Consider the following 24,348-nt stretch of genomic DNA (forward strand, 5'->3'; position numbering starts at 1 on the left):
ATAGAAACATATCGAATTTAGAGGAAACGACTATGACACTCCATAACTTAGGCTACCCGCGTATCGGCGATAAACGGGAATTGAAATTCGCATTGGAAACTTACTGGAAAGGCGAGCAAAGCGAGGCCGAACTGGCCGCCGTGGCGAAAGACATTCGCCGTCGCAACTGGCAAACCCAGTTGGACGCGGGCGTGAATTTGTTGCCCGCCAACGATTTCGCTTATTACGACCAGTTCCTGAACATGAGCACCTTGCTGGGCGTGATTCCAAAACGCTTCCGTCAAGAACACTATGATTTGGAGGTGGCGTTTCGCATGGCGCGTGGCCGCGCACCGTCCGACGACGCGGCGGTGTGTTGCGCCGGGCATGCGGGTCACGAACATTCGGAACCAGTTTCTAAAACCACGTCCAAAGCAGATTACGCCGGGGCGATGAAAAAATGGTTCGACACCAATTACCATTACATTGTGCCGGAACTGGAAGACGATACCGCCTTTGCCCTGACCGACACGCGTTTGTTTGACGAAGTGGCGGAAGCCATTGAGGTGGCAGGCCTGGCGAAAAACGTCAAACCCGTATTGGTCGGCCCGGTTACGTATTTGTATCTGGCCGAGAACAAAGGCACGGCGATTCCGAAGCTGAGCCGCTTGCCGGAGTTGCTGGCGGTGTATGGCGAAATCTTGCAACGTCTGGCCGACCAAGGCATTGAATGGGTGCAAATCGACGAACCGATTCTGGTGCTGGAACTGGCCGACGAATGGCAACATGCGTTCCAACAAGCTTATGACGCTTTGAGTCAGTCGTCGAGTCAAGCGCCGCTTAAATTGCTGTTGGCGACCTACTTTGAAACGCTGGGTGATAACCTGTCGTTGGCGTGTGACTTGCCGGTGGCCGGATTACATTACGATGGCCTGCGCGGTGCGAAACAGTTAAACGACGTGGTGGCGCAGTATCCGGCGGACAAAGTGCTGTCCATCGGATTGGTGGACGGGCGCAATATCTGGAAAACCGATGTCACCGACGCGATTGCACAGCTTCAGGACGCCAAAGCCAAATTCGGCGATAACCTGTGGGTGGCACCAAGCTGTTCGTTATTGCACGTGCCGGTCAATCTGGAGGTGGAAGAAACGCTTAATCCTGAATTGAAAAACTACCTCGCCTTCGCCAAACAAAAACTGGCGGAAATCAAACTGTTGGCGGATGCTTTAAACGGCCAGGTTGATGAAAAAGCGTTGGCCGCGAACGCTCAAGCCATTGCCGATAAGCAACAGTCCAAACTGATTCACAATGCCGACGTGCAAGCGCGAATCGCTAAATTGGACCAGGTCGCCTTGGATCGCGCCGCGCCTTATGCTGAGCGTGCCGCCGTTCAGAAGCCCAAGTTCGATTTGCCATTGTTCCCGACCACGACAATCGGTTCTTTCCCGCAAACGCAGGCCATTCGCCAGACCCGTCTGAAATTCAAAAAAGGCGAGATGTCCGAAGCGCAATACATTGACGCCATGCAAGCGGAAATTCGTGATGTGTGTGAACGTCAGGAACGCATCGGCATCGACGTTTTCGTGCACGGTGAGCCGGAACGTAATGACATGGTGGAATACTTCGGTGAGCAATTGGACGGTTTCGCCTTTACCCAATTCGGCTGGGTGCAATCTTACGGTTCGCGTTGCGTGAAACCGCCGATTATTTTCGGGGATGTTTCGCGCCCGAAACCGATGACGGTTTTTTGGTCGCAATACGCGCAAAGTCAAACCGACAAAACCATGAAAGGCATGCTCACCGGCGCAGTCACCGTGTTGCAATGGTCGTTCGTGCGTAACGATCAAACCCGCGAAGCCACCTGTAACCAGATTGCCTTAGCCTTGCGCGATGAAGTGCTGGATTTGGAAACCGCCGGTATTCACATGATTCAAATCGACGAAGCGGCGTTGCGCGAAGGCTTGCCGTTGAAAAAATCGGATTGGACGGATTATCTGCGTTGGGCGGTGAACAGCTTCCGCATGACGACTTCCGGCGTGCAGAACGACACCCAGATTCACACCCACATGTGTTATTCCGAGTTCAACGATATTATCGAAGCGGTGGTGAAAATGGATGCCGATGTCATCACCATCGAAACCTCCAAATCGCAGATGAAACTGCTGGACGCCTTTGTGGATTTCCAATACCCGAACGAAATCGGGCCGGGCGTGTACGACATCCATTCGCCGAATATTCCGACCGTGGAACAGATGGTGGATTTGATTCAAAAAGCGGCGGAAAACATTCCGGCGGAACGCCTGTGGGTGAACCCGGATTGCGGTTTGAAAACCCGAGGTTGGCAAGAAACCGAACCGGCGCTGACGAATATGGTCGAAGCCGCGAAAGTTTTACGGAAACAATTTGAAGCGCAGATTAAAAGTGCTTAATTGGGTTTTAGGGAACCTTTCTTAAATCAATAAAAACCACCAGGCCTGGTGGTTTTTTATACAAAGTCAGCTTTTTTTATTTAGCGTACTAATCACTTGTTGAACAAAGCTGATAGCTAAATCTTCTAGCCTTACCACAAAGTTCTTTTTTCCTTGAAAATCTCTAACACCTAATACATTCTTCATTTTGATTTCAAAATGCTTTACTTCATCTCCAATGCTTTTATCCAGTACAGAGTATGGCTCTCCGAATTCCTTTTCTTTTAATAGTTGGGAATAGGTTATTTCAGAGTTTTCTATTTTTACTTTATTTCTCGGATAGACCGCTTTGATTAATACGGAATCGTCTTTTCCAATACCATCAAGCATCGTTAACAATTTTGTTGTTTGTCCTCTGGCTTTTCCTTGGGATATTTCAACTTTATAAAGGCAAGTGATGGTTCTTCTTTCAAAATCAAAAGTAACGTCAAAAGTATTTTTTTGTTGGAGTCAATCATGAATGTAGACGTAACGCATCGGTCAGCATGAATCATGTCCGATATTTCTTCATACCGGTCTTTTTTGGTTACCAGCTCGATTAAATAATTGGATTTGTCTGTGAGGCATAGTCCCAAATCCTTTTCTTCTTGAGAGTAAGACGTCACAGCTTTTTCTACGGTATTGGAAGACAGTTTTTTCGATTTATCATGAACGTGAATGTTTTCGGCAGCTTCCTTCCAATGTTCTCCCATGTCCGTGTAATGGGATATGTTTTTGTGGCAATCCATATAACGTCTAAATTCGGATAGTAAATAGACATGGTCTTCATCTTCAACCATTTCATTTCTTACTAAGTAAAGAGCCATTACTTTTATATAGGCCCATGACCAGTGGAATAGCTTGATTTTCTTTTTTGTCGTAACCGGAGAATCAAAAGGTGTTGGAACAAGTTGGTTTGAAATCGTGATGATATTTTCAACGCCCTTGTCTTTCGCAAAATCAATGTATCTATCTATTTGAGTTTGTTCTATTTGTTTATGGCCGACCTTAGATTCGATAAATGCAGCCCATTCAATAACAGGAGTTCTGAGTCCGCTTGTGATAACAACTAAACCATCGGGTCTAGTTTTCAAATCTTCGCTGGGAAGTTCTGTATATACGTGTAGCTTTGAGGTTTTACCATTAATTTTGTTTGCACCGATGTTTGATAGTAAGTATTGTCGAAACTCTTTTACGGCGCTTAAAGAGGCTAAAAAGATGGATGTTGTTGCTCCTTCTTTATCTGGAGCCCCTGTTGGAAATAATTTAGCTTTTCTATTTTCTAGCTCTTCACTGGAGATTTTGAAAACTTCATGTAAGTCTTCAAAGTTTGTTACACCGCATTTAATCGCCTTTATCACAATAAAAACCTCGAAATAATACGTAGTCTGTTTTTAAAGAATAAAGAGGCTGCCGCTAAAATACAATTAAAAATAGTTATTGGTGTATTAGTACTAAAATAATTTCAGTGGCGGTGAGAGTTGATAAAACCACCAGGCCTGGTGGTTTTTTATCCGAGTTTTGCGGAAATAATCTGCTTCCGATACTTCTGCGGCGTGATTCTAGCAATCTGTTTGAATTCGCGTGTCATGTGGGCTTGGTCGGCGAAGCCGTGCATTAGGGCGAGTTCGGCCAGATCGATGTCGGGGGTTTGTTTTAGGGTTTTCTGGGTGCTTTGAATGCGTTTGATGCGCTGGAATTGTTTGGGCGTCATGCCGAGCAGTTGGCGGAATTGCCGTTCGATTTGGCGTTGCCCGATGGGCAAGTCGGCCGGGTTTTCGGATTGGCGCATCCAGTTCAATACCGGTCGCCAGGCCGGGGCGATTTTATCGGAAAAGGGTAAGTCTTTGTCGAGCCATTGATACAGGCGAATGAGTCGGGAAAAATGGCTGGGCGAGTCGGTCATGCGGCGGGTGAGTTGGTGTAAGTTGGCGGGCAGTTCCGAGTCTTGCAGGGCGAAAGGTTGTTCGTAATGCTCATTGAAGACGCCGAAGCTGATGCCGGGGTGAAAACGGATGCCGGTCAATTGCGTGCCCGGCGGCCAGGTCATGGAGTGGGCGTGTTTTTCGACGGGCAGTAAGATGACTTTTTCCGAGTAGAAGTGGTCGTCCAGATACACCGCTTCGGTGAGGTTGAACAGAATGCCACTGCACGCGTCCACCTGCAGCCATTTTGTCAGGTCGGAACGGTTGGTTTTGGAAACCGTCAGCGACCAGATGGCTTGCACATAAGGCGACAGTTTTCCCTGCGGTTTAAATAACCGCAGGGAAAAGGTGCCGTCCTGCAAACGATGAAGGTTATTTTCGCGGTTGATAGCGTCCCACCTCGGGTTTGAAGACTTTGACAATGCGATTCCAACTGTTGATGGCGTTAATCGCTAGGGTCAAATCTACCAGACTTTGCGGCCCGAAACCATCCAAGGCGTGTTGGTAGGCCTCCTCGTCAATCGGCTGGCCCGAGGTGACTCGTTCCGCCCAGCCCAAAGCGGCGCGTTCGGCGTCGGAATACATCGGCATATCCCGCCAGGCACTGAGGCCGTAAATGCGTTCCGCGGTTTCGCCCATCGACAGGGCATCTTTGCTGTGCATATCGATGCAAAACGCGCATTGGTTGATTTGCGAGACGCGCAGTTTGACCAATTCCCAGGTGCGGACGGGCACGGTGTCGCTTTGTTGGAATTGGTGGCGCAGGTAAGCTTCCTGCTGGTGCAGGATTTTAATCGCTTCCGGTGAAATGGCGGCGTAATCGATTCGTTTTGTCATGTTGACCTCCTGTGGTTGTGTCAGGAGTCATGTTAGAAAAGGGCGCGGCAAAAGGATTGAAGAAAATCGACATCCCGTCGGTTTTGTTTATTTTGAATCGGTTTGATAATGCGTTATTGGACTGGTTATTGAGTTGGTCATTGGGCGGGAAAGACCGGTAATTTCGGTATTACAAAAGCGGCGCTGGCTGGCGCCGCCGCTTCATAAGGCGTTATTCGCCATTCTCCGATTTGGAAGCGCCTTCGTCCAACTCCGGGTGCTTTTTCATGACCTTTTTGAGTTCTTTCTGATAGGCCTTGAGCGATTGAGACAAGGCCGGGTTTTCTTTGGCATAGCTTTGCATAGACGCGGTGTATGGGTCTTTATCAGATCCTTTCGCGGCCATGGCGCCGGTGCTGATAAACGCGGTTCCGGCCAGAGCGGCCAGCATCAGTGTGATGGATTTTTTCATCGTAAACTCCTTGTTATTTAGGTTCCTTAGGGGAAATAAATCGGAGGATAAATGCATCAGGTGATCCCGATTAATATTTAGCGTATGGAAATAAGAACCGAGTTTCAAGGGCAAGACGCCATTTCAAACGTTTTGTCAGGCTTTGCGACGTTTGAAGGGCTGGTTAGAAGGATTTGATTTGGATGTCGTGCTGGCTCTCGGGCCCCCAGAGCGCGGCGACTTGCTTTTGGAACAGCGGTAAATCGCGGTTGCTCCAGAATTCGGCGGAAGCCGCTTGCGTGGTTGGCTCAACCGGTTTCGCAAGGAGGTCTTCGGCTTCCAGACGGCGGGCGACTTCTTTGGCGACGGCGGTTTCGGTGCTGATAACGGAAACGCCCAGGCCTGCCACTTGTTTGATAATGGGCGCAAGGTGGGCGAAGTGGGTGCAGCCGAGGATAATGGTGTCTGCGCCTTTTTCAAGCAAGGGATGCACATAATCTTCCACGGCTTGCACGGCGTCTTGACCGCTGAGTTGCAGAGATTCTACCAGCCGCACGAGTTTCGGGCAGGGTTGGATTTCCATCTGCACGTTTCCGGCGACGCGTTTGGCCAGTTGGTTGAAGGCATCGCTGGTGAGGGTTTTTTCCGTGGCGAGCACGCCGATGACGCCGGTTTGGGTGTGAATGGCGGCGGGCTTGACGCCGGGTTCCACGCCGATAAACGGCACGGAATGGCGCTCGCGCAGGGTTTTGATGCTGACCATGGTGGCGGTGTTGCAGGCCACGACAATGGCTTTGGCGTTTTGCGCCAGCAGAAAATTGGTGACGGCCAGCGAGCGTTGCAGAATGTAGTCTTCGGTTTTTTCGCCGTAAGGTGTGTGCAAGGTGTCGGCGACATAGACGATGTTTTCGTTGGGGAGCAGTGCGCGGATTTGACGGGCAATGGGCAGGCCGCCGATGCCGGAATCGAATACGCCGATGGGTCTGGATGTTGTCATATCGTTTTTCGGGTTCAGAAACGTCTTGCCGACTGTGTGGCCGGTTGTGCGAAGCCTTATTGTAATCCATTCCCGCGAGATTGCACTCGGCAATTGTGCGGGCGAATCCTAATTTTTGCGTAAAGATGCTAGAATGGGGACGCAAATTTTCAAATAGACGCCCGTGTACGCTGGTACGCTCGGGCGATTCAAAACTGTTTCAAAGCCGTTCATAGGCTGGGCTATTTGGGCCTGTCTTCCGGGTGTTCGTCAAGCGGATGCCTGTCTGGTGTGTTTTCCATTGTCGCGGTCAGCGCGGTGATTTTATGGCGCCTTTGAATCCGGCAAACAACAAAAAGGACAATGGGATGAAGTGGGCAAGTTTTAAGCGTTTCGGCTCGCCGTGGTTTTACGGTTATGGTTTTCAGGGCATCGTGGTATTGGGGATTGTGCCGATTCTGATGCCGTTGATTGTGTCGGAACACACGGGGGCGTCCACAGCCGGGCTGGTGGTGGCGAGCTTTTACGTGGGGCAATTGCTCGGGCCTTTGGTGGGGATGTTGAGCGACCGATTTGCCTTGCACAAGCCGTTGTATTTGTCCGGGTTTGTGTTGCTGGGCGGGGCGCTGGTGTTTTTCCCGTATGTGCAGGACACCAGCTTTTGGTTGATTCTGGCCTTTTTGCAAGGCTTCGGGTCGGTGGCATCGAACACGGTGGCGGGGATTTTCATTGTCGAGCGTTATGAAAAGTCGGAATGGGACGAGCGCATCGGCGTGATGCAAACGCTTTACGGTGTCGGGCAGGCGATTGGCTTGGCTGCGGCGGCGGTGTTGTTCCCGGAACCGGCGGTGGCGTATCTGCTGGCGGCGGCCTTGATGATTCCTGGCATGCTGGTGGGGTATGCGTCGCTTCCGTCGATGCGTAAACAGCAGGCTCATTCCAGATTGCGCGGTGAATTCGAGCATAAACGCCATTTGCCGTTTCGTTCGCCGATGGTGTTGTTGAGCAAACTGGAGTTGTCGTTTCATCAGGCGATTTTGAAAATCCCGGCGTTGTTGACGTCGCGTTTCGGCTTGTTCATTGTCGGTTGGTTTTTCATTATGCTCGGTAATTGGTTGCTGTATAACCTGTATCCGCTGTTGATGCGCTCGGTGTTCGATATGGATGCGGATGTGTCGTCGGTTTACAATGCGTTGGGCGCGATTATCGGCATTTTCCTGTATGCGCCGGCGGGGATGTTGGGTGAGAAAATCGGCGATGGTAAAGTGGTGTTGGCGGGTATTCTCGCCAGTTTGCTGGCGGTCGGATTGATGGCGTTTTTCGCCTATTTCAATTTCCACGGTTTGGCGTTTTTCATCGGCGGTTTGGCGTTTGTGTTGATTCCGGCGTCCTGGTCGCCGTTGATTGTGGGCGGCACTTCCTGGAGTGCGGAACTCAGTTCTTTGTCGCAAGGCGAGGCGCTGGGGATTTTCAATTCCACTACCGCGTTGGCGTGTGTGATTTCCGCGCTGGGGGCCGGTTACATTGCCGAGTTTGTGGGCTACAAAGCGATTCTGCTGGTGTCGCTGGCGTTTACGGTATTGTCGCTGTTTGTGATTCTGCGTGTCATGGCGACGGACGCGGCACCGACGGAAACGGAAGCATCCGTCACCAAAGCGCCTTAACCGATTCAAAACTTAAAACGTCAAGAATCCCGAAAATGCCCAGGCCTGGTGGTTTTCGGGAAATAAATCTGCCACGTCGGGGAGTAAAAACCTTATACTCTAGGCTTCGCATTTAACTCCCAAGCCAATCCGAACGATGAACGACGATCTTTACCAGACATTATTGGAATCCACCAAGGCGATTCCGTGGCAGATTGACTGGCCAACCCTGACGTTTTCCTATATCGGCCCGCAAATTGAAACCCTGCTGGGCTGGCCCCAGAACAGTTGGAAGTCGATTGACGATTGGGTGGAACGCATGCATCCGGACGACCGTGAGCGTGTGGTGAATTTCTGCGTGTCGCAATCCAAAAGCGGTATCGACCATGAAGCCGATTATCGCGCCCTGACCCAAAACGGTGATTATATTTGGATTCGCGATGTGGTGCATGTGGTGCGCAAGGACGACGGCGAGGTGGAATCGCTGGTGGGCTTTATGTTCGATATCACCGAACGCAAGCAAAACGAAGAAGCCTTGAAAGAGTTGAACCGCGAATTGGAACGGATGTCGTTTCTGGACGGGCTGACCCATGTGCCGAACCGCCGCCGCTTCGACCGAAAGCTGGATGACGCCTGGGCGGAAGCCGGTCGTACGCAAACACCGGTGTCGATGATTCTGTTGGATATTGATGCTTTCAAAGCTTATAACGACCATTACGGTCATTACAAAGGCGATGAGTGCCTGATTCAAGTGGCGAAGGCTTTGTCGGACGTGGTGGAATCGCCGGGCTTGCTGGCGCGTTACGGCGGCGAGGAGTTTGCCTTGTTGTTGCCTGGGACGGATGCCGTTCAGGCGAAAACTCTGGCGGAACGCTGCGCCGATGCGATTCAGGCTTTGGCCATTCCACATGTGGCGTCGCAAACCGCGCCGGTGGTGACGGTCAGTCAGGGGGTGGCGACGGTGACACCGGACGCGACCCTGGCGTCCTATTCCTTAATCGAAGCCGCCGACCAGTTTTTGTATGCGGCGAAAAAGGGTGGCCGAAACCGCATTGAATCGGCTCCGGCCGACTGACGCTTAACCGTCCGCCTCCAAATTTTTTCAAGTATCAAATATCACCAGGCCTGGTGATTTTTGCATGATGCCCGTTCAGTGCCCGGCTGGCAGGGGTTGGAAATTTATACACTTACTATCTGTATGATTTTGTACTAGAATGTGCGTACCTCTTCCAACCAGCTTCAGGACGTCCTATGGAACTCGATGCCGCGATTTTGTCCCGCATGCAATTCGCCTTGACGGTCAGTTTTCACATTCTTTTTCCCTCCATCACCATCGGTTTAGCCACCGCCATCGCCATTTGGGAAGGCCTGTGGCTGAAAACCCGCAATCCGGTGTATTTTCAATTGGCGAAATTCTGGATCAAACCTTTTGCCGTGACTTTCGGCATGGGCGTGGTCAGCGGCATTGTGCTATCGTTTGAATTCGGCACCAATTTTTCCGGCTTTTCCGAGAAGGTCGGCCCGGTGTTGGGGCCGTTGCTGGCCTATGAAGTGCTGACGGCATTTTTCCTGGAAGCCGGGTTTCTCGGGGTGATGCTGTTCGGTTGGCAGCGCGTCAGCGAGCGGATGCATTTTTTCGCCACGGTCATCGTCATGCTGGGCACCTGGTTGTCGGCGTTTTGGATTTTGTCGGCCAATTCCTGGATGCAAACCCCGGCGGGTTACGAGTTGGTGGATGGACACTTTCAGGTGCGCGATTGGTGGGAAGTGATTTTCAATCCGTCGATGCCGCACCGTGTGGCGCATATGTTGTTGGCGGCGATGCTGACGGCGTCGTTCATTATCATTGCGGTGAGTGCCTGGCATGTGTTGCGTGATCAGCAGGCGCAATGGGCCAAAAAAAGCTTGTCGATGGCGTTATGGGGCACGTTGGTGTTGGTGCCGTTACAGATTTTTGTCGGCGACGGTCACGGTTTGAACGTTAAGGAATATCAGCCGGTGAAACTGGCGGCGATTGAAGGGATTTGGCCGGAGCACGAACAGCCGTTGCCGTTGGTGTTGTTTGCCTGGCCGAATATGGAGGAAGAGCGTAACGATTACGAAGTGGCGATTCCGCATTTGGGCTCGTTGATTTTGACGCACACTCTGGATGGCGGCGCGCAGGGGTTGAAGTCGGTGCCGCCGGAAGACCGGCCGTATGTGCCGATTGTGTTTTTCTCGTTCCGGGTAATGGTCGGGATCGGTTTTCTGATGTTGTTCGTCAGTTTGTGGGCCTTGTGGTTACGCCGCAAGAGCCGTCTGTATGAAAATAAACCGTTTTTGACCGTGGCGCGCTGGATGTGGCCGGTGGGGTCGATTGCGACCTTGGCAGGCTGGTATGTGACCGAAACCGGGCGCCAGCCTTGGCTGGTGGAGGGCTTGGTGCGCACCATGGAGGTGGCGTCGCCTTTGCCGGCGGAAAAAGTTCTGTGGTCATTGAGCGTGTTTGTGGTGTTGTACGGAACCTTGTTGGTGGCGTATTTGTATTTCATGCGGAAACTGTTGCGTCAGGGCGCACCGTCGCTTGAGGCGTTGGAATCGCAATTGAACGCGCCGGAGTTGCCGGGCTATGCCAAGGCGCTGGTGAAACAGGTCGCCGACAAACCCACCGAAGGAGGAGCGCGATAATGGAACAGGAATTGGCGTTATTTTATTTTTTGCTGCTCGGCTTCGGCGTATTGATGTACGTGATTCTGGATGGCTTCGATTTGGGCTTGGGCGTGCTTTACCCTTGGTTTGACGGCGAGGGCGAACGTGATACGGTGATGCGTTCGATTTCGCACGTTTGGGACGGCAACGAAACCTGGTTGGTGTTTGGCGGCGTGGTGCTGTTTGCCGCTTTTCCGGCCGCCTATGCGCATTTGCTGTCTTCTTTGTATGTGCCGTTGGTGTTGATGCTCGTCGGGCTGATTCTGCGCGGGGTGGCGTTTGAATACCGTTTTAAGTCGGTGCGCTCCAAGCGGGTTTGGGATGCGGCCTTTTTCGGTGGTTCGACCTTGGCGGCCATGTGCCAGGGCATGGTGCTGGGCGCGGTGGTGCAAGGTGGCGAAATGGTCGGTGAGATGTTTGTGTTGCACTGGGTCACGCCGTTTACGATTTTCACCGGACTGTCGGTGGTGGCGGCCTATGCGTTATTGGCCAGTTGCTATCTGGTGTTGAAAACCCGTGGTGATCTGCTGGTGCGAGCGGCGCGATTGGGGCGTCGTTTGGTGGTGGTGATGATGGTGAGTTTGGTCATTGTCAGTTTGTGGATGCTGTACAGCAATGAGTGGGTACGCACCCGCTGGCTGGAAGGGTTGAATGCCTTGTATCTGTTGCCGATGCCGGTCTTGAGTGCGGTGTTCGGTTTTTGGTTGTATCGCGCTTTGGATGGCAATGAGTGCGGTGCACGGCCTTTCTGGCTGGCGGTGGGCTTATTCGTGATGGGGTTTGTCGGTTTGGTGGCCGGGCTTTTTCCATTCCTGCTACCGCATCAGATGACCTTGTGGGAATTGCATGCACCGGAAAGCAGTTTGTGGTTCACCCTGCCGGGCGTCTTGATTTTCTTACCGTTGGTGTTAGCCTATACGCTTTGGGGCTATCGCATCTTCGCGGGTAAGGTGGAAGATTTTGAAGAAGGCTACTGAGGCCAAGTCGAAATCGTCCTGGCGCTGGTTTGTTGGTTTGTACCTTGCCGGCGTGCTGGTGTTGCTATTGGTGACGCTGTTGCTGAAATGGGCTTTCGGTTTTTTGGTTGATTAAGTTTTATCGACGTGATCCTAAAATGGCCAGGCCTGGGCGTTTTCTCTATTTTGTTGTCGGCTTGGGTTTACGCCATCTGGCTGATGGTTTTGCGGAAGCGCATTAATGAAAATATGAACAGCGCGTTGCCGATGCAGAACAAGGCCAGAAACTGTGGCCAGACCACGTCGAATCCGGCGGCGCGGTACAAGATGGCCTGACTCAACTCCACAAAATGTGTGGTCGGAGCCATCAGCATGATGTTTTGAATGATTTCCGGCATGCTTTCACGCGGTGTCGTCCCGCCCGACAGGATTTGCAACGGCAAAAGAACCAATACGATCAGCATGCCAAATTGCGGCATGCTGCGGGCAATGGTGGCCAGAAAAATGCCCATGGAGGTCGTCGCGAACAGGTGCAGTAAAGCGCCCACTAGAAACAGTAAGGTCGACCCTTCTATGGGGACGTCCAATGCGCCACGCACCACCAGATTCAGGGATAAAAACGTCGATACGATCACCACCAGAGACATGGACCAGATTTTGGCGATCATGATTTCCGCCGGGGTGACGGGCATGACCAGCAAGTGTTCAATCGTGCCGTGTTCCCGTTCTCGAATCAAGGCCGCGCCGGTTAGCATAATCGACAGCATGGTGACGTTATTGATGATTTCCATAATGGCACCGAACCAGGAACCTTCGAGGTTGGGGTTGAAGCGCATTCGATTGACGATGGCGACTTGGCCGGCTTCATTGGTGCGATAGCCTTGTAAAAATTCCGAGACTTCCTGATTGATGATCTGTTGAATGTAATTGTTGCCGCTGAAAGATTGACTCATGCGGGTGGCGTCGATGTTCAACTGAATTTCGGTTTTTTTACCGGCGAGGATATCACGTTGGAAATTGGGTGGAATATTGATAACAAAGGTATAATGCCCGGAATCCAGCGCTCGGTCGATCTGGTTGATGGAGAGCTTGGCCGGTGTTTCGAATTTGGGCGGAAAAAACGCCGACACGATGCGTTGCGACAGTCGGGAATCGTCTTCGTCTACGACGGCGATCGGCGCCATATGCAGGGTATCGGGTTTGGCCGTGGCCGAGCTGTAAATGGCGAAAGTGAAGATGTACAGAATCAGTATCATCATGCCGGGGTCCCGATACAGGCTCCACAGTTCTTTGACGCCGAGACGGATAATGTTTTTAAGCGCTTGCATGGTTCAACGCTCCTGCTTTTTCAGTAGGACGATCGCCAAGGTCAGAATGACCGGAATGGCAATCATAATCGGCCAGAAAGACTGGTGTAAGTCGGGAAACCCGAGTGCCTTACTGAACGCGCCACGGCTGATTTCAAACATGTAGGTGGCCGGGTAGGTTTCACCGACGATTCGTCCGGCCCCTTCCATTGAATCCACCGGATTCAACAGTCCGGAAAATTGCACTGCCGGAATCATGGTGCCGATCATGGTCAGTACCATTGCGGCAATCTGGCTTTTGGTGAACGTCGAGGCGAATAGGCCGATTCCGGTGGCGACGATGTTGAATAAAACACCCGCTAATAATAACGCCAACACGCTCCCGGTAATGGGAACCTGAAAAGCGGTGACCGACAAAATCAATAATAAAATGAAATTGACTGTGGCTAAGACAATGTAGGGCAGTTGTTTGCCCAGGAGAAATTCGGTCCGAGTCACGGGAGTGACATAAAGATTGATGATGGACCCCAGTTCTTTTTCACGCACTACGGATAAGGCGGTGAGCATGGCTGGGAACATCAACATTAACAATGGAATGACGGCGGGAATCATGGCCGGCAGACTTTCCACATCGGGGTTATAACGGTAACGGGTCTCAATGGTGAAATTGCCCGCCTCGCGTTGACCTAAGTTCACCCTGGCCTGGTACGCCATCCAGTTTTGGTGCATGCCCTGCACATAACCGTTAATGGTTTCGGCGCGAGTGGGCATGGAGCCGTCTATCCAGGCCGCAATTTCAACATCACGACCGTGTTTGATGTTTCGTGCGAACCCGGGCGGAATTTCAATGGCGAGGGAGATTTCCCCTTTTCGCAAGCGTTTTTCCAAGTCTTGATAATCTTGAATCGGGGGCTTCTCGGTAAAATAGCGTGAACCGGACAGGTTGAGGGCGTAATTTTGGCTCAGTGTCGTTTGGTCTCGGTCCAGAATGGCATAATTCAAATCTTCCACGTCAAATGAAATCCCAAGGCCGAGTACCGTCATCAAGATGATGGAACCGAGCAGTGCCAGCGTCAGCCGAATCGGGTCGCGCGTGAGTTCCAGGGATTCGCGCCAGGAATAGCTGAAAGCTCTTTTTAAACTGAAGCCTTGAGGCTTCCGTGTAGTAGCGCTGGCGGAAAATGTTTCTTGCAGTGTTTGTTCCGGCGAGTCTGAGTTTGATGGGTCGGATTCTTTGAGGTATTGGATAAAGGCCTGTTCCAGTGAGTCCGCTTGTTTGGATTGCACGATGTTTGCCGGGGTGTCGCTGATGAGGACATTGCCGGCATGCATGAGCGAAATACGATCACACCGTTCGGCTTCATTCATAAAATGGGTGGAAATGAAAATGGTCACTTTATCGTTGCGAGCCAGTTCAATCATCAGTCGCCAGAAGTTATCGCGAGCCACGGGGTCGACGCCGGAAGTTGGCTCGTCAAGAATCAGCAACTCGGGTTTATGCACCATGGCCACGGCCAGGGAAAGGCGTTGTTTGACGCCCAGCGGCAAACTGTTCGGCAAACTGTCGATCACGTGCTGCAAGTTGAAACGCTCGACCATTTCGTCGACGCGTGCCGGGATGTCCGCCTCCGGCACACCGAACAACCTAGCGTGCAACACCAGGTTTTGGTGTACGGTCAGCTCGGTGTAAAGGGAAAAGGCTTGCGACATATAGCCGACCCGTTTTCGGGTGGTCATGTCGCCCGGATTGATTTTTTGGCCGAAGAGCAGGGCCTGGCCTTCGGAGGCGGTCAGCAAGCCGGTCAGCATTTTCATGGTCGTGGATTTGCCGCACCCGTTGGAGCCGAGAAAACCGAAAATCTCGCCTTTCAAAATACGGAAATTCACATGATTGACCGCCGTGAAGTCACCAAATCGCATGGTTAAATCGGTGGCCTCGATGGCGACATCGTTTTGGCTGTCCAAATGCAACGGTGGAATGTCGACCGCTTGGTGTTTTTTACGTTTGGCTTCGGGCTGCAAGGCAATAAAAGCGGATTCGAGATTGTCGGTTTGTGTTTTTGAGAGCAATGCTTGGGGGGTATCGGTGTCGAGGATCTTTCCGTCATCCATCATTACCAGCCAATCAAAACGTTGGGCTTCGTCCATGTAAGCCGTGGCGACGATGACACTCATGTCCGGCTGTTTCTGGCGAATTCGGTCTATCAGGTCCCAAAATTGCGACCGGGCCAGAGGGTCAACCCCGGTGGTGGGTTCATCCAGTATCAGCAATTTGGGGTCGTGAATCAGGGCGCAGCATAATCCCAGTTTTTGCTTCATACCACCGGATAGTTTTCCCACTGGGCGGTCAAGGAACGGATATAAGCCTGTGCTTTGGGTGAGGTCGTCGATGCGTTTACGCCGTTCGGCTTTGTTGTGCCCGAACAGGCGCCCAAAAAATTGCAGGTTCTCTTCCACGGATAAGGTGGCATAGAGGTTTTTGCCGAGTCCCTGCGGCATATAAGCGATTTGCGGACAGACCCGGTCGCGGTGACCGCCATCTTTCATGTCACCGCCCAGCACATGGACATGGCCTTTTTGTATGATGCGCGCGCCGGAAATCAGTGCCAGTAAACTGGATTTTCCAACTCCGTCCGGCCCGATCAGCCCCACCATTTTGCCAGCCGGAATTTGTAAAGAAATATCGTCCAGAGCAACCGTTTCTTTATAAGCGAGAGAAACGTGTTCAAGCTCGGCGATGTAGGGTTCGGATGGCTGTGTCATGGTTTAATCGGGTAGCGCTACACGCAAGTTTTCCGGCCAGTCTTTATCGGGGTCCATTTTGAGCCAAGCCAAGCCGGGCAAACCGGTTTTTACTTTGTCGATATGCGCCTGCAAGAGTTCTTCCGGAATCTGTGCTTTGACGCGGAACATGAGTTTTTGACGTTCCTTAGCCGTTTCGACCGTTTTGGGGGTGAACTGAGCCACACTGTCGACGAAGGAAATATGGGCTGGAATCACAAAACCGGGCGCGGCATCCAAAACGATGTGAACGTCTTGGCCAATGGCGAGTTTACCGGCATCGGTTTCCGGTACGAAAAATGTCATATACACATCGCTTAAATCCACCAGGTTCAGCAGTTTCCCGCCGGCGCCAAGAACTTCACCCGGTTGGGCGATGCGGTATTGGATGCGGCCGTCTTTCGGGGATGTCAGTTGACTGTCGTTGATGTCGGCGCGAATGCGTTCAATGGTGGCTTCCACGGCGACAACCTGAGATTTGGCGCCGGTGACTTGCGCTTCGGCGGCGGTAACGGCGGCTTGAGCGGCGGTCACTTGTGCCTGGGCCGCAATGACGGCGGCTTTGGCGCTGCGAACCTGCGCGCGATTGTCATCCAGTTCCTGTATGGAGGACGCATTTTCTTTAGACAATACCTCGGATCGCGCCAGGCGTCGTTTGGCGGCATCCAATTCGGCCTCACGCTGCACCACCCCGGCATTCGCGGCGGCCACGTCGCTTTTGCGTACTGCCACTTGAGCTTCGGCGCTTTTGACGGCATTTTGAGCTTGTTTGTATTGGGCTTCGGCTTCCGCCAGTTGGGCATTTAAGGTGTTGGTTTGCATAATGGCCAGCAGTTGGCCTTTCTGGACGAAGTCGCCTTCATCAACCAGCACTTTTTCAATACGACCGGGCAACTTGGTTGCAATGTCGATTTCAACGGCTTCAATGCGGCCATTGCCACTGATTAAATAGCCGTTTTTATTGTTTTCATTCCATTGTTTCCAAAAATGCCAGCCCCCGAAACCAACAATGGCAGCCAGTATGATAAGGACAGTCGCGCGTTTGAGGCGTTGGGCATTCATGCTGATTATTCTCCAGTCTTTTGGGGTTCGGGGGTTTCTTGTTTTTGGGTCAGGCCGCCGCCGATGGCTGTGTAAAGTTCAACCTGACTGCTGGATAAAGCGCGCCGGGCGGTGACGAGGGTTTGTTCGGCACTGAGGCGGGCGCGTTCGGCATCCAGAACTTCCAAAAAAGGCGTCGCGCCGCTTTTGTAGCGAAGTTCGGCCAAATGGGCTCGGCGTTGCTGTATGGATAAGGTGTCTTCCAGCACTTTCAGTTGTTTCTTTAACCATTTCTGGTTCGACAATGAAACCGAGACTTCCTTGAAAGCGTTTTGAACGGTTTTTTCGTAGTTGGACACGGCCTCGTTTTGGCGTGCTTTGGATAAATCCAGATTCGATTGGTTTCGCCCACCGTTAAAAATGGGTAGGTTGATACTGGGAGCAAAACTCCAGGCACCGCTGCCGGAGGCGAAAAGGCCGTCCAGTTCCGCACTGGCGGTGCCGGCATAGCCGGTCAGGGTAATGCTCGGGAAGAAGGCCGCTCTGGCCGCGCCGATATTGGCAGTGGCGGAACGCAGTGAATGTTCGGCGGCGAGAATGTCCGGCCGGTTGTTCAGCAGCTCGGAAGGCAGGCCTGGTGAAATCGGTTGAAATACCGTCTGTTCGCCGAAATAGTTGTCGACATGTTCCAGTTGCACCGGACTGCCGACCAAATAGGACAAGTCGTAGAGTTGGTTTTCTTTGAGTTGCTCCAATTCGATGGTCAGGGTTTGAGCTTGTTTGACCAGTGTCTCGACCTGGGTTAGATCCAGTTCGGAGATGACGCCCATTTCAAAGCGTCGCTTGAAAATACGGTAGGATTCTTCGCGGGAACTCAGCGTCTTTTGGGCCAAAACCAAGCGCTGATCCAGCTCCCGATAATTCAGGTAGCCATTGGTCACTTGGGCGATCAAGGCGATTTTAAACGCCTGTTGCGAGCTTTCCTGCGACAGATAATCTTGTAATGCAGCTTCTTCCAAGCTGCGGATGCGGCCCCAGAAATCGAGTTCCCAGATACTCAAATTGGCGCTGACTTGATAGCTGGACGAGGTGACTTCCCGGCCGGTATAGCTGAGGTCGGCGGGCGTATGGGTCCGGCTGCCTTGTGCGCCGACATTGATGTCGGGGAAGAGATCGGAGCGCTGAATGCCGTAAATGGCGCGTGAGGCTCGGACTCGGGCGGCCGCGATTCTCAAATCACGGTTGTTGACCAGCGCGTCATTGAGGATTTTTTGCAGTGCCGGGTCGCTAAAGTAGGTTTGCCAATCCGGTGTGGCTTTATCTTCCGGCATGGTGGCATCTGGGGTTTTCGCCGGTTGTTCAGGGGCCGGAAATTTGGATGGAATGGGTGCTTCCGGGCGTTGATATTCGGGCGCCATGGAACAGCCCGTCAGTGACAGTATCAGAAGACCGACCCCTAACGGGGAAAGGCGTAACAGGTGCTTCGTGGTTGAATTCTGTTTAGGGATTGAAAACATGCCGGTTCCGTCTTTTCTGGCTCACTGGTTTGAGCAGAGTGTTACACATAAGTATCATGTCGTCATCATATACCGACTCATCCGTCGTTAACAAGACTTATTATGGCATTTTTAAACGTAAAGCTTCGGAAGTTTTTCAAGTGATTGGAGAGTGCGCCGGTCAGAGTGATTTTGGTGTTGTGATATGATGTTGCGACAAAAAAGTGTGGATGGGCGATCATGGATTCAAGCTGGTCGCTAGGCGTAGCCTTGACGAGAGTTATCAAAATCTTCAAACCTTACTCTGTACCTTGTTGGAAAGTGGGCATTCACAGACTGCGATTTTGACCAGGCCTGGTCGATTTCTTCATACCATTCGAATTCAAAGGAGAAGGCAATGGTACGACTTCCGAGTCAGTTATTCTTTTTCGACCGCGCTTTCCGCGCGTTTTTTCTGGGTGGCAGTTTGTTCACCGGCGTGGCGATGTTGATCTGGTTTTGGCAATATCCCGCTGCGATGACGACCTTCTCCGGTATTCCGTCGATGTATTGGCACGCACATGAGATGGTATTCGGTTATGCGTTGGCAACGGTGACGGGCTTTTTGCTGACGGCGGTGATGAACTGGTCGCGGGAGAATTCGGCTTCGGGCTGGCGTCTGGCTTGGGTGTTTGCCTGTTGGGCCTTGGCGCGAATCGGTTTTTTGCTGGATTGGCCGTTGATTTGGGTGGCGACGTTCGATTTGCTGTTTAACCTCGGGCTGCTGTGGCTGTTCATCGGCCCGGTGTTGCGCCAAAAGCTATGGCCGCAAGTGGGGCTGGCCTCCAAGTTTGCCTTGTTGTTGGCGGCCAATGGGGTGTTTTACGCCGGAGCGTTTAACTGGCTCGATAACGGTGTGCACATGGGGGTGATTTTCGGACTCTTTCTGGTGCTGGCGATTAACTTGACGATGATGCGGCGTCTGATTCCGTTTTTCACCGAAAAGGCGTTGGGATTGCCGGAGAGCGTGCAATCGAAACGGCTGGATGCCTTGGCGCTGGTCGGCTTTCTGGCCTTGATGGTGGCGGCGGTGTTTTTTCCGCAGCACTGGGCAACCAGTTTGATTGCGTTTCCGTTGGCCGGGGTGCACTTTATCCGACTGAAGGCCTGGTACCATCCACGCATCTGGTCGGTGTTGTTGCTATGGCCATTGCACGTTTCCTATGCGTTTATGGTGACTGGCATGGCGCTCTACGGCTTGGTCGGTCTGGGTTGGGTCAGTGAATCGATTGCCTTGCATGCGCTGGCGGCCGGAGGCATTGGCTTGCTGTGTTCGTCCATCATGGCGCGCATTTCATTGGGGCATACCAACCGGAATGTGTTTGAACCGCCGAAAAGCTTAGTTTGGGTGTTCGCCCTTTTGGCGGCCTCCGCCGTATTGCGGGTGGCGTTTCCGCTCCTGTTGCCGGAGTACACAGTTTGGTGGGTTCAGGCCAGCCAACTGGGTTGGAGCCTGGCCTTTTTATGGCTGACGGTGTTGTACCTGCCGATTCTGGCGCGCCCCAGCCGGAAACCGAACAGCGGTATCTTGCTGTAACCGTGCGTGCGGAAGCAAGCTGAGACGTTGGAATTGGTCGAAAGCGATTTAGGATTGCGTCAACCATTGGCCGTTGAGGTAACGGTCGATGTCACCTTGCTGGCTCCAGTGAAAGCAGAACAGCCATTCGTTGTCGATGAGCTGACGCACCACTTCGTTTTCCGCCACCACTTTGGCGATGGCATTGCGCGGCGCATCGATATAGACACTGAGGCGAAGCGGTTCATGCATCCATTTGTTGCCGTCGTGCAGGGATTGCATCGGCAAGCCAATGCGTAAATCCCCGCCGTTGCCTTCAAACAACCCGATGCAGCCGTCCACCACATTGTGCAGGACTTTGTTGCCACTGCCATAGGTGTGGTTGTCGCAGACCGACGCGTAGTATTGCAAGTTGATCCAGTTGGTGACCACCATCGGAGCGGTCATGATTTGGGTCAGCAAGCTGGCGTCCAAATCTTGCGAAGCCTCGTAATCGTGCAGGAAGGCGCGGCCTTGCAGGTTGATGCCACGGGTGCGCCAACGCGGTGCGACGATGAAGGCGGCGTTGTTCGACAGACCCCATTCCGGTCGCACCTGCGACCAGTCCTTGGCGCGGTGTTTGATGGATTTGTGCAAGACCGGTTCTTTGAGGTGGTCCAAGCCAAGACGGATCGAACGTTCCTGACGGGCCATTTCGCCGGCACGGGCCAGCCAGTTGGAAACCGGCTCATTGCGGGCGATGTCTTCCCCGAAACAAGTGAACTCGTCCGTGGTGGTGTTGTGCATGGCGGCGACGAAACGGGTGGCCGTTGGAATGATGAGGCCTTTTGCTCGCAAGCCATCGCGAACGGTTGGGTCATTCAGTAAATAGGCCAGAACCCGGACGTTGATTTCACCGGTTTGGCCGCCGCAAGCTCCGCAGTCCAGCCCGGAAGCGTGCGGGTTGTTGCAACTGCTGCTGCCGTGCCCGACCAACAGCACCGTCTCCGCCAACGGTCCGGTCAGCCCCATGGCGTTGAGGATGCCGTAAGCCAAATCGACTTTTTGCGACAAACTGAGCGGGTCTTGGTCCTGTGTCAGTTCGAAGGCGTCGCTCACCGGAAGGTGGTTGACCGGGTGGCTGTCATCTTCCGGGAAAAGACTGTTTCGCAATAGCTTAAAGGCATATATCAATCCGGTCGCTTCCACCATGGTAAAAGCGGACGGTGGGGCATTGCTCCATTCAATCCAACGGGCTTTCTTGTTGAGCTTCTCCCGAATTGACGCGGTTTTTTGCTGCGGCAGAATGGGCGCTACCTGAATGTTGGATTTCAACAGGCCTGGCAGTTGTGGCCGGATAATATCGGTTCCGGCCGGGCGGTATTCTATCGGTAATCCGAAGAAACCGGCGAAGCCGAGGGTTTCGATGTTCGGGTCCTGCGCTTCCAGTGCGCGTCGAATGATTTCCGAGCGCACATCGATGCAGAAAGCGGCTTGTAACGTCGGCGTTTTACCGGCGTCGGTCTGTTCGGCATGGGGCGAGTATTTCAGTTGTTGATGCAACGTCGATTGATAGGCGATTTCCGCGGCCCGTTGCCAAATCCAGGATTTTTCCTGCGAATTTTGATGATTCTGAATCAAGTCGTGCACGATGGTCATCTGGTGACGCCACATCACTTTTAATTCGTTGAAGACGACTTTGTCGGTTTGTTTTTGGTGACGCCAAAGGACCCATTCCCAAGCCATGCGGATGGCGAGCAAATCCATCATCAGGTCATTGTCATGTCCGCTTAAACGATCCTGCCAGCGCAGGTACGCCACCCAGGAGGCCCAGCCGTTGATGTCCAACAATAAGGCGTGACTGTATTCGGCGGTTTCACCTTCCGGTACTCGTAATCCAATCAGGGCTTCGGCCAGCAGGGCTTCGGCACTTTCCGGCAAGTCATTGAACAGTTCGGTCAGGCCGTCTTCGGCCATGAGAATTTCAATCCCTTTGTCTTGCCGGGTGGTTCTCAACCATTCAAGGTAAAGCCCTTGATAGGTGTTGGCGTAGGGGGCGGACCCGACATTTTGGGGGCGAAAAAAGTCCGCGCAGAATTGACTGATCTGGTGGGTAATCTCATCCCGCCAGGCCATTTTGTATTTGCGGTTGGGGCCGCTGTCGACGAAGTCACTGATGTTGTGCCAATGGGTTTGGTCGTCCTCGTTGAGCAGGTAGCGCTCCATGGTTTCGACGCTGTAATCTTTGCCGAACTCGGCGATGGCCGCTTCCAAATGTTGCGGTTGCAACGTTTCCATCCAGATTTCCTGGAAATAGGCTTTCGGCATGACGCAGTTGGCCTGCGTCAGGGCGCTGAGGCGGGCGGAAACCTGACTGACGTGCTCGTCACGCATTTCCCACCAAGGGTTGACGGCAATCAGTTCGTCAAGCGGCCAGGTCGGTGCAATGCGGCTGCAAGCGGCTTGCAGGGAACGTCGTTGATTGTCTGGAAGACTCGGCCTCAACGCCGTGGCTTGGTTGGTCATGTTATCAGCCATCATTGGAAAAACTCCTCTTTTGGAATCTGAAGTTTTTTGGGTTTCAATCGAACCGGCAAACGGGTCGGATAGATCCGCAGATTCAGACGCGTCACCCATTCGTCCAGATAAAACCCGGCATAAAAGGCGCGGCGCGCTTTGGTGACAAGCGGGTGGTCGGTGTGGTAACGAAGCAGGATGTAGCCGGCCATGAACAGGATCATCAAAAAGCCGATCCAGGCATCCCCGACCCAACCGACGCTGGTGGTCATCGATGGAATGACTAGGTGGGCCCCGGCTTTTTGCAGGCTGTAAGCCACAATCAAAATCGCACCCAGCGTCATCATGCTGATGACCGAAGAGGTGTTGAGGCGTCCTCGGCGTTCGGCCATGAGCAGTGTCAGGGCAATGGCGAACAATAGCCATGGGCTGTAAGGGCCGTCCAAATTCAGTACGGCCACCAAGGCGGCGACCAGTGTCAGTGAGGCTAACCCGGCCAGAATCCATTCGGTTCGGCTGGGCGGCACCGCTTGTGACAAGCGGCGTTTGAGACTGGATTCGACTTCGGAACCCGAATTCAGGAACGCATAGGCCTTGTAGCAGGAGTGGGCGACCAAGTGCAGTAGGGCCAGCTCGAATAACCCCAGAGCACATTCGACCAGCATCAAGCCCATTTGCGACATGGTGGACCAGGCGAGACGCACCTTGACCGAAGCGCGGGTCATCATGACCAATGCCGCCAGCACGGTGGTGATGCCGCCGACAACGAGCAGAACCCATTGAGCGATGTCGGAAACCACAATCAAAGGCGCGAAGATAATCAATAGGAAGCCACCCAGGTTGATGATGCCGGCGTGCAACAGCGCGGAAACCGGCGTGGGGGCTTCGACCACTTGAATCAACCAGCCGTGCAACGGCAACTGGGCACACTTCACCAGCGCAGCCAACGCGACCATCAGGGCGGCAACTTGATCAAGATGGGTGATGCCGTTCAAGTCGATGGCACGATGGATGTCGGTGATGAGCCAGGTGTTGTGCTCGTAATGCAAAATCAGGATGGCGCTCAACAGACACAGTTCCGCCACTCGGGCAAAAATGTATTTTTTGTGGGCGGCCAGCACGGCCCGTTGGCGTTCCGGGTAGAAAATCAACAATTGGTGCAAGCTCAGGCTGATGGCGATCCAAGCGGTCATCATCAGCAGCATGTGGTTACTGATGACCACCATCGCGACACTGCCCAATGTGATCATCAGCCAGCGCAGGTAGCGTTTTTCCTCGTCCTTATTCCCGGCCATGTAGGCGCTGGAATAGCGGATGTTGATGAAGGCGATAAAGCTGATGAGGCCGAGCATGACGTAGGCGACCGGTGAATGCGTGATCCAGCTGTCGGTGGTGACGACCGGCGCCACATTGAAACGCTCCAGCAAGCCCAATACGATGACCAGGGCAAGCGCGGTCAAGCTGATGGCGGCGGCCGTGTTCCAGCGAGCGCGTTTTTCATTGAGCAGTGCGCCCAGAAAAAAGCCGAGCGGGACGAGTATTAATAGCCAATTTCCGATCCAATGACCGTCCATAAGACACTCCTTTCACAAATACAGTTGAGGCAGATTACATGGCGATAATGTTAGGAGAGATGGGCGAGAAAGAAAAATTGGGAAATTAAATGCGACCTATAGACTGCATCGCATGTATAGAGACGACAGGCCCTATTTTGTCAGGCTTTAACGTGGGTTGATGCCGGTTGGTGTCAAGGTAAAAAACCACCAGGCCTGGTGGTTTTGCAGATCAATA

20 protein-coding genes are annotated in these 24,348 nt (G+C 52.8%); 8 read left to right on the top strand and 12 right to left on the bottom strand.

All coding sequences use genetic code 11. The features are described from left to right. The first annotated feature begins 32 nt into the window (after nt 1-32). Nucleotides 33-2,408 (top strand): 5-methyltetrahydropteroyltriglutamate--homocysteine S-methyltransferase, encoded by a 2,376-nt coding sequence (gene metE, locus AYJ59_RS00810; RefSeq protein ID WP_127119053.1) that lies wholly within the window; start codon nt 33-35, stop codon nt 2,406-2,408. A 66-nt stretch (nt 2,409-2,474) separates the two neighbouring features. Here metE and AYJ59_RS00815 read toward each other — a convergent pair whose 3' ends face one another. The 4 genes from AYJ59_RS00815 to AYJ59_RS00830 all read right to left on the bottom strand — a co-directional run bounded on the left by AYJ59_RS00815 (nt 2,475) and on the right by AYJ59_RS00830 (nt 5,188). Then, nucleotides 2,475-2,777, bottom strand: a complete 303-nt coding sequence (locus tag AYJ59_RS00815; protein WP_164730710.1) for a hypothetical protein — start codon at nt 2,775-2,777, stop codon at nt 2,475-2,477. 2 nt (nt 2,778-2,779) lie between these two features. Beyond that, entirely contained in the window at nt 2,780-3,787 is a 1,008-nt protein-coding gene (locus AYJ59_RS00820) for a hypothetical protein (RefSeq protein WP_127119055.1), read from the bottom strand. A 149-nt stretch (nt 3,788-3,936) separates the two neighbouring features. Further along, a complete protein-coding gene (locus tag AYJ59_RS00825; protein WP_127119056.1) occupies nt 3,937-4,773 on the bottom strand; it encodes an AraC family transcriptional regulator in 837 nt (278 codons plus the stop codon). Then, complete coding sequence (locus AYJ59_RS00830; protein WP_029939189.1) at nt 4,724-5,188, bottom strand: carboxymuconolactone decarboxylase family protein; 465 nt, start codon at nt 5,186-5,188, stop codon at nt 4,724-4,726. The genes AYJ59_RS00825 and AYJ59_RS00830 overlap by 50 nt, the downstream gene beginning before the upstream one ends. 29 nt (nt 5,189-5,217) lie before the next feature. Here AYJ59_RS00830 and AYJ59_RS13110 point away from each other — a divergent pair, with 29 nt between their 5' ends. After that, nucleotides 5,218-5,349, top strand: a complete 132-nt coding sequence (locus tag AYJ59_RS13110) for a hypothetical protein (RefSeq protein WP_257791231.1) — start codon at nt 5,218-5,220, stop codon at nt 5,347-5,349. A 50-nt stretch (nt 5,350-5,399) separates the two neighbouring features. Here AYJ59_RS13110 and AYJ59_RS00835 read toward each other — a convergent pair whose 3' ends face one another. Further along, entirely contained in the window at nt 5,400-5,639 is a 240-nt protein-coding gene (locus tag AYJ59_RS00835; RefSeq protein ID WP_029939188.1) for a hypothetical protein, read from the bottom strand. Nucleotides 5,640-5,802: 163 nt separating this feature from the next. Further along, on the bottom strand, nt 5,803-6,615 hold the full coding sequence (gene murI, locus AYJ59_RS00840) for a glutamate racemase (RefSeq protein ID WP_029939186.1): 813 nt from the start codon (nt 6,613-6,615) through the stop codon (nt 5,803-5,805). Between the two features lie 347 nt (nt 6,616-6,962). Here murI and AYJ59_RS00845 point away from each other — a divergent pair, with 347 nt between their 5' ends. The 5 genes from AYJ59_RS00845 to AYJ59_RS13115 all read left to right on the top strand — a co-directional run bounded on the left by AYJ59_RS00845 (nt 6,963) and on the right by AYJ59_RS13115 (nt 12,017). Then, nucleotides 6,963-8,258 (top strand): MFS transporter, encoded by a 1,296-nt coding sequence (locus AYJ59_RS00845; RefSeq protein WP_029939185.1) that lies wholly within the window; start codon nt 6,963-6,965, stop codon nt 8,256-8,258. A 136-nt stretch (nt 8,259-8,394) separates the two neighbouring features. Beyond that, nucleotides 8,395-9,312 carry a sensor domain-containing diguanylate cyclase gene (locus AYJ59_RS00850; protein WP_038151785.1) on the top strand — a complete coding sequence of 306 codons (918 nt, stop codon included), beginning with the start codon at nt 8,395-8,397 and terminating at the stop codon, nt 9,310-9,312. A 176-nt stretch (nt 9,313-9,488) separates the two neighbouring features. Further along, the gene (locus tag AYJ59_RS00855; protein ID WP_029939183.1) at nt 9,489-10,904 is read left to right on the top strand and encodes a cytochrome ubiquinol oxidase subunit I; all 1,416 of its coding nucleotides are present in this window, start codon (nt 9,489-9,491) and stop codon (nt 10,902-10,904) included. Continuing rightward, on the top strand, nt 10,904-11,902 hold the full coding sequence (cydB, locus tag AYJ59_RS00860; protein WP_029939182.1) for a cytochrome d ubiquinol oxidase subunit II: 999 nt from the start codon (nt 10,904-10,906) through the stop codon (nt 11,900-11,902). The genes AYJ59_RS00855 and cydB overlap by 1 nt, the downstream gene beginning before the upstream one ends. Then, nucleotides 11,886-12,017 carry a hypothetical protein gene (locus tag AYJ59_RS13115; protein ID WP_257791232.1) on the top strand — a complete coding sequence of 44 codons (132 nt, stop codon included), beginning with the start codon at nt 11,886-11,888 and terminating at the stop codon, nt 12,015-12,017. The genes cydB and AYJ59_RS13115 overlap by 17 nt, the downstream gene beginning before the upstream one ends. 67 nt (nt 12,018-12,084) lie before the next feature. Here AYJ59_RS13115 and AYJ59_RS00865 read toward each other — a convergent pair whose 3' ends face one another. From AYJ59_RS00865 to AYJ59_RS00880, 4 genes are read right to left on the bottom strand one after another with little or no spacing between them, the layout of a single operon-like run. Continuing rightward, entirely contained in the window at nt 12,085-13,209 is a 1,125-nt protein-coding gene (locus AYJ59_RS00865) for an ABC-2 transporter permease (RefSeq protein WP_029939181.1), read from the bottom strand. 3 nt (nt 13,210-13,212) lie between these two features. After that, on the bottom strand, nt 13,213-15,951 hold the full coding sequence (gene rbbA, locus AYJ59_RS00870; protein ID WP_029939180.1) for a ribosome-associated ATPase/putative transporter RbbA: 2,739 nt from the start codon (nt 15,949-15,951) through the stop codon (nt 13,213-13,215). A gap of 3 nt (nt 15,952-15,954) precedes the next feature. Then, entirely contained in the window at nt 15,955-17,031 is a 1,077-nt protein-coding gene (locus AYJ59_RS00875) for an HlyD family secretion protein (RefSeq protein ID WP_029939179.1), read from the bottom strand. 5 nt (nt 17,032-17,036) lie between these two features. Next, nucleotides 17,037-18,527, bottom strand: coding sequence for an efflux transporter outer membrane subunit (locus tag AYJ59_RS00880; RefSeq protein WP_051673475.1), 1,491 nt, complete (start codon nt 18,525-18,527; stop codon nt 17,037-17,039). A gap of 376 nt (nt 18,528-18,903) precedes the next feature. On the opposite strand from AYJ59_RS00880, the gene AYJ59_RS00885 reads away from it, so the two are divergent. Next, nucleotides 18,904-20,082 carry an NnrS family protein gene (locus AYJ59_RS00885; protein ID WP_051673474.1) on the top strand — a complete coding sequence of 393 codons (1,179 nt, stop codon included), beginning with the start codon at nt 18,904-18,906 and terminating at the stop codon, nt 20,080-20,082. Nucleotides 20,083-20,130: 48 nt separating this feature from the next. Here AYJ59_RS00885 and AYJ59_RS00890 read toward each other — a convergent pair whose 3' ends face one another. Both AYJ59_RS00890 and AYJ59_RS00895 read right to left on the bottom strand, forming a co-directional pair. Beyond that, a complete protein-coding gene (locus AYJ59_RS00890) occupies nt 20,131-22,581 on the bottom strand; it encodes a YbcC family protein (protein ID WP_127119058.1) in 2,451 nt (816 codons plus the stop codon). Continuing rightward, on the bottom strand, nt 22,578-24,131 hold the full coding sequence (locus AYJ59_RS00895) for an NADH-quinone oxidoreductase subunit L (RefSeq protein ID WP_029939175.1): 1,554 nt from the start codon (nt 24,129-24,131) through the stop codon (nt 22,578-22,580). The genes AYJ59_RS00890 and AYJ59_RS00895 overlap by 4 nt, the downstream gene beginning before the upstream one ends. Between the last annotated feature and the right edge of the window lie 217 nt (nt 24,132-24,348).

Origin of the sequence: Thiomicrospira sp. S5, assembly GCF_003991075.1 — a bacterium.
In the GTDB taxonomy this organism is placed as follows: Bacteria; Pseudomonadota; Gammaproteobacteria; order Thiomicrospirales; family Thiomicrospiraceae; genus Hydrogenovibrio; species Hydrogenovibrio thermophilus.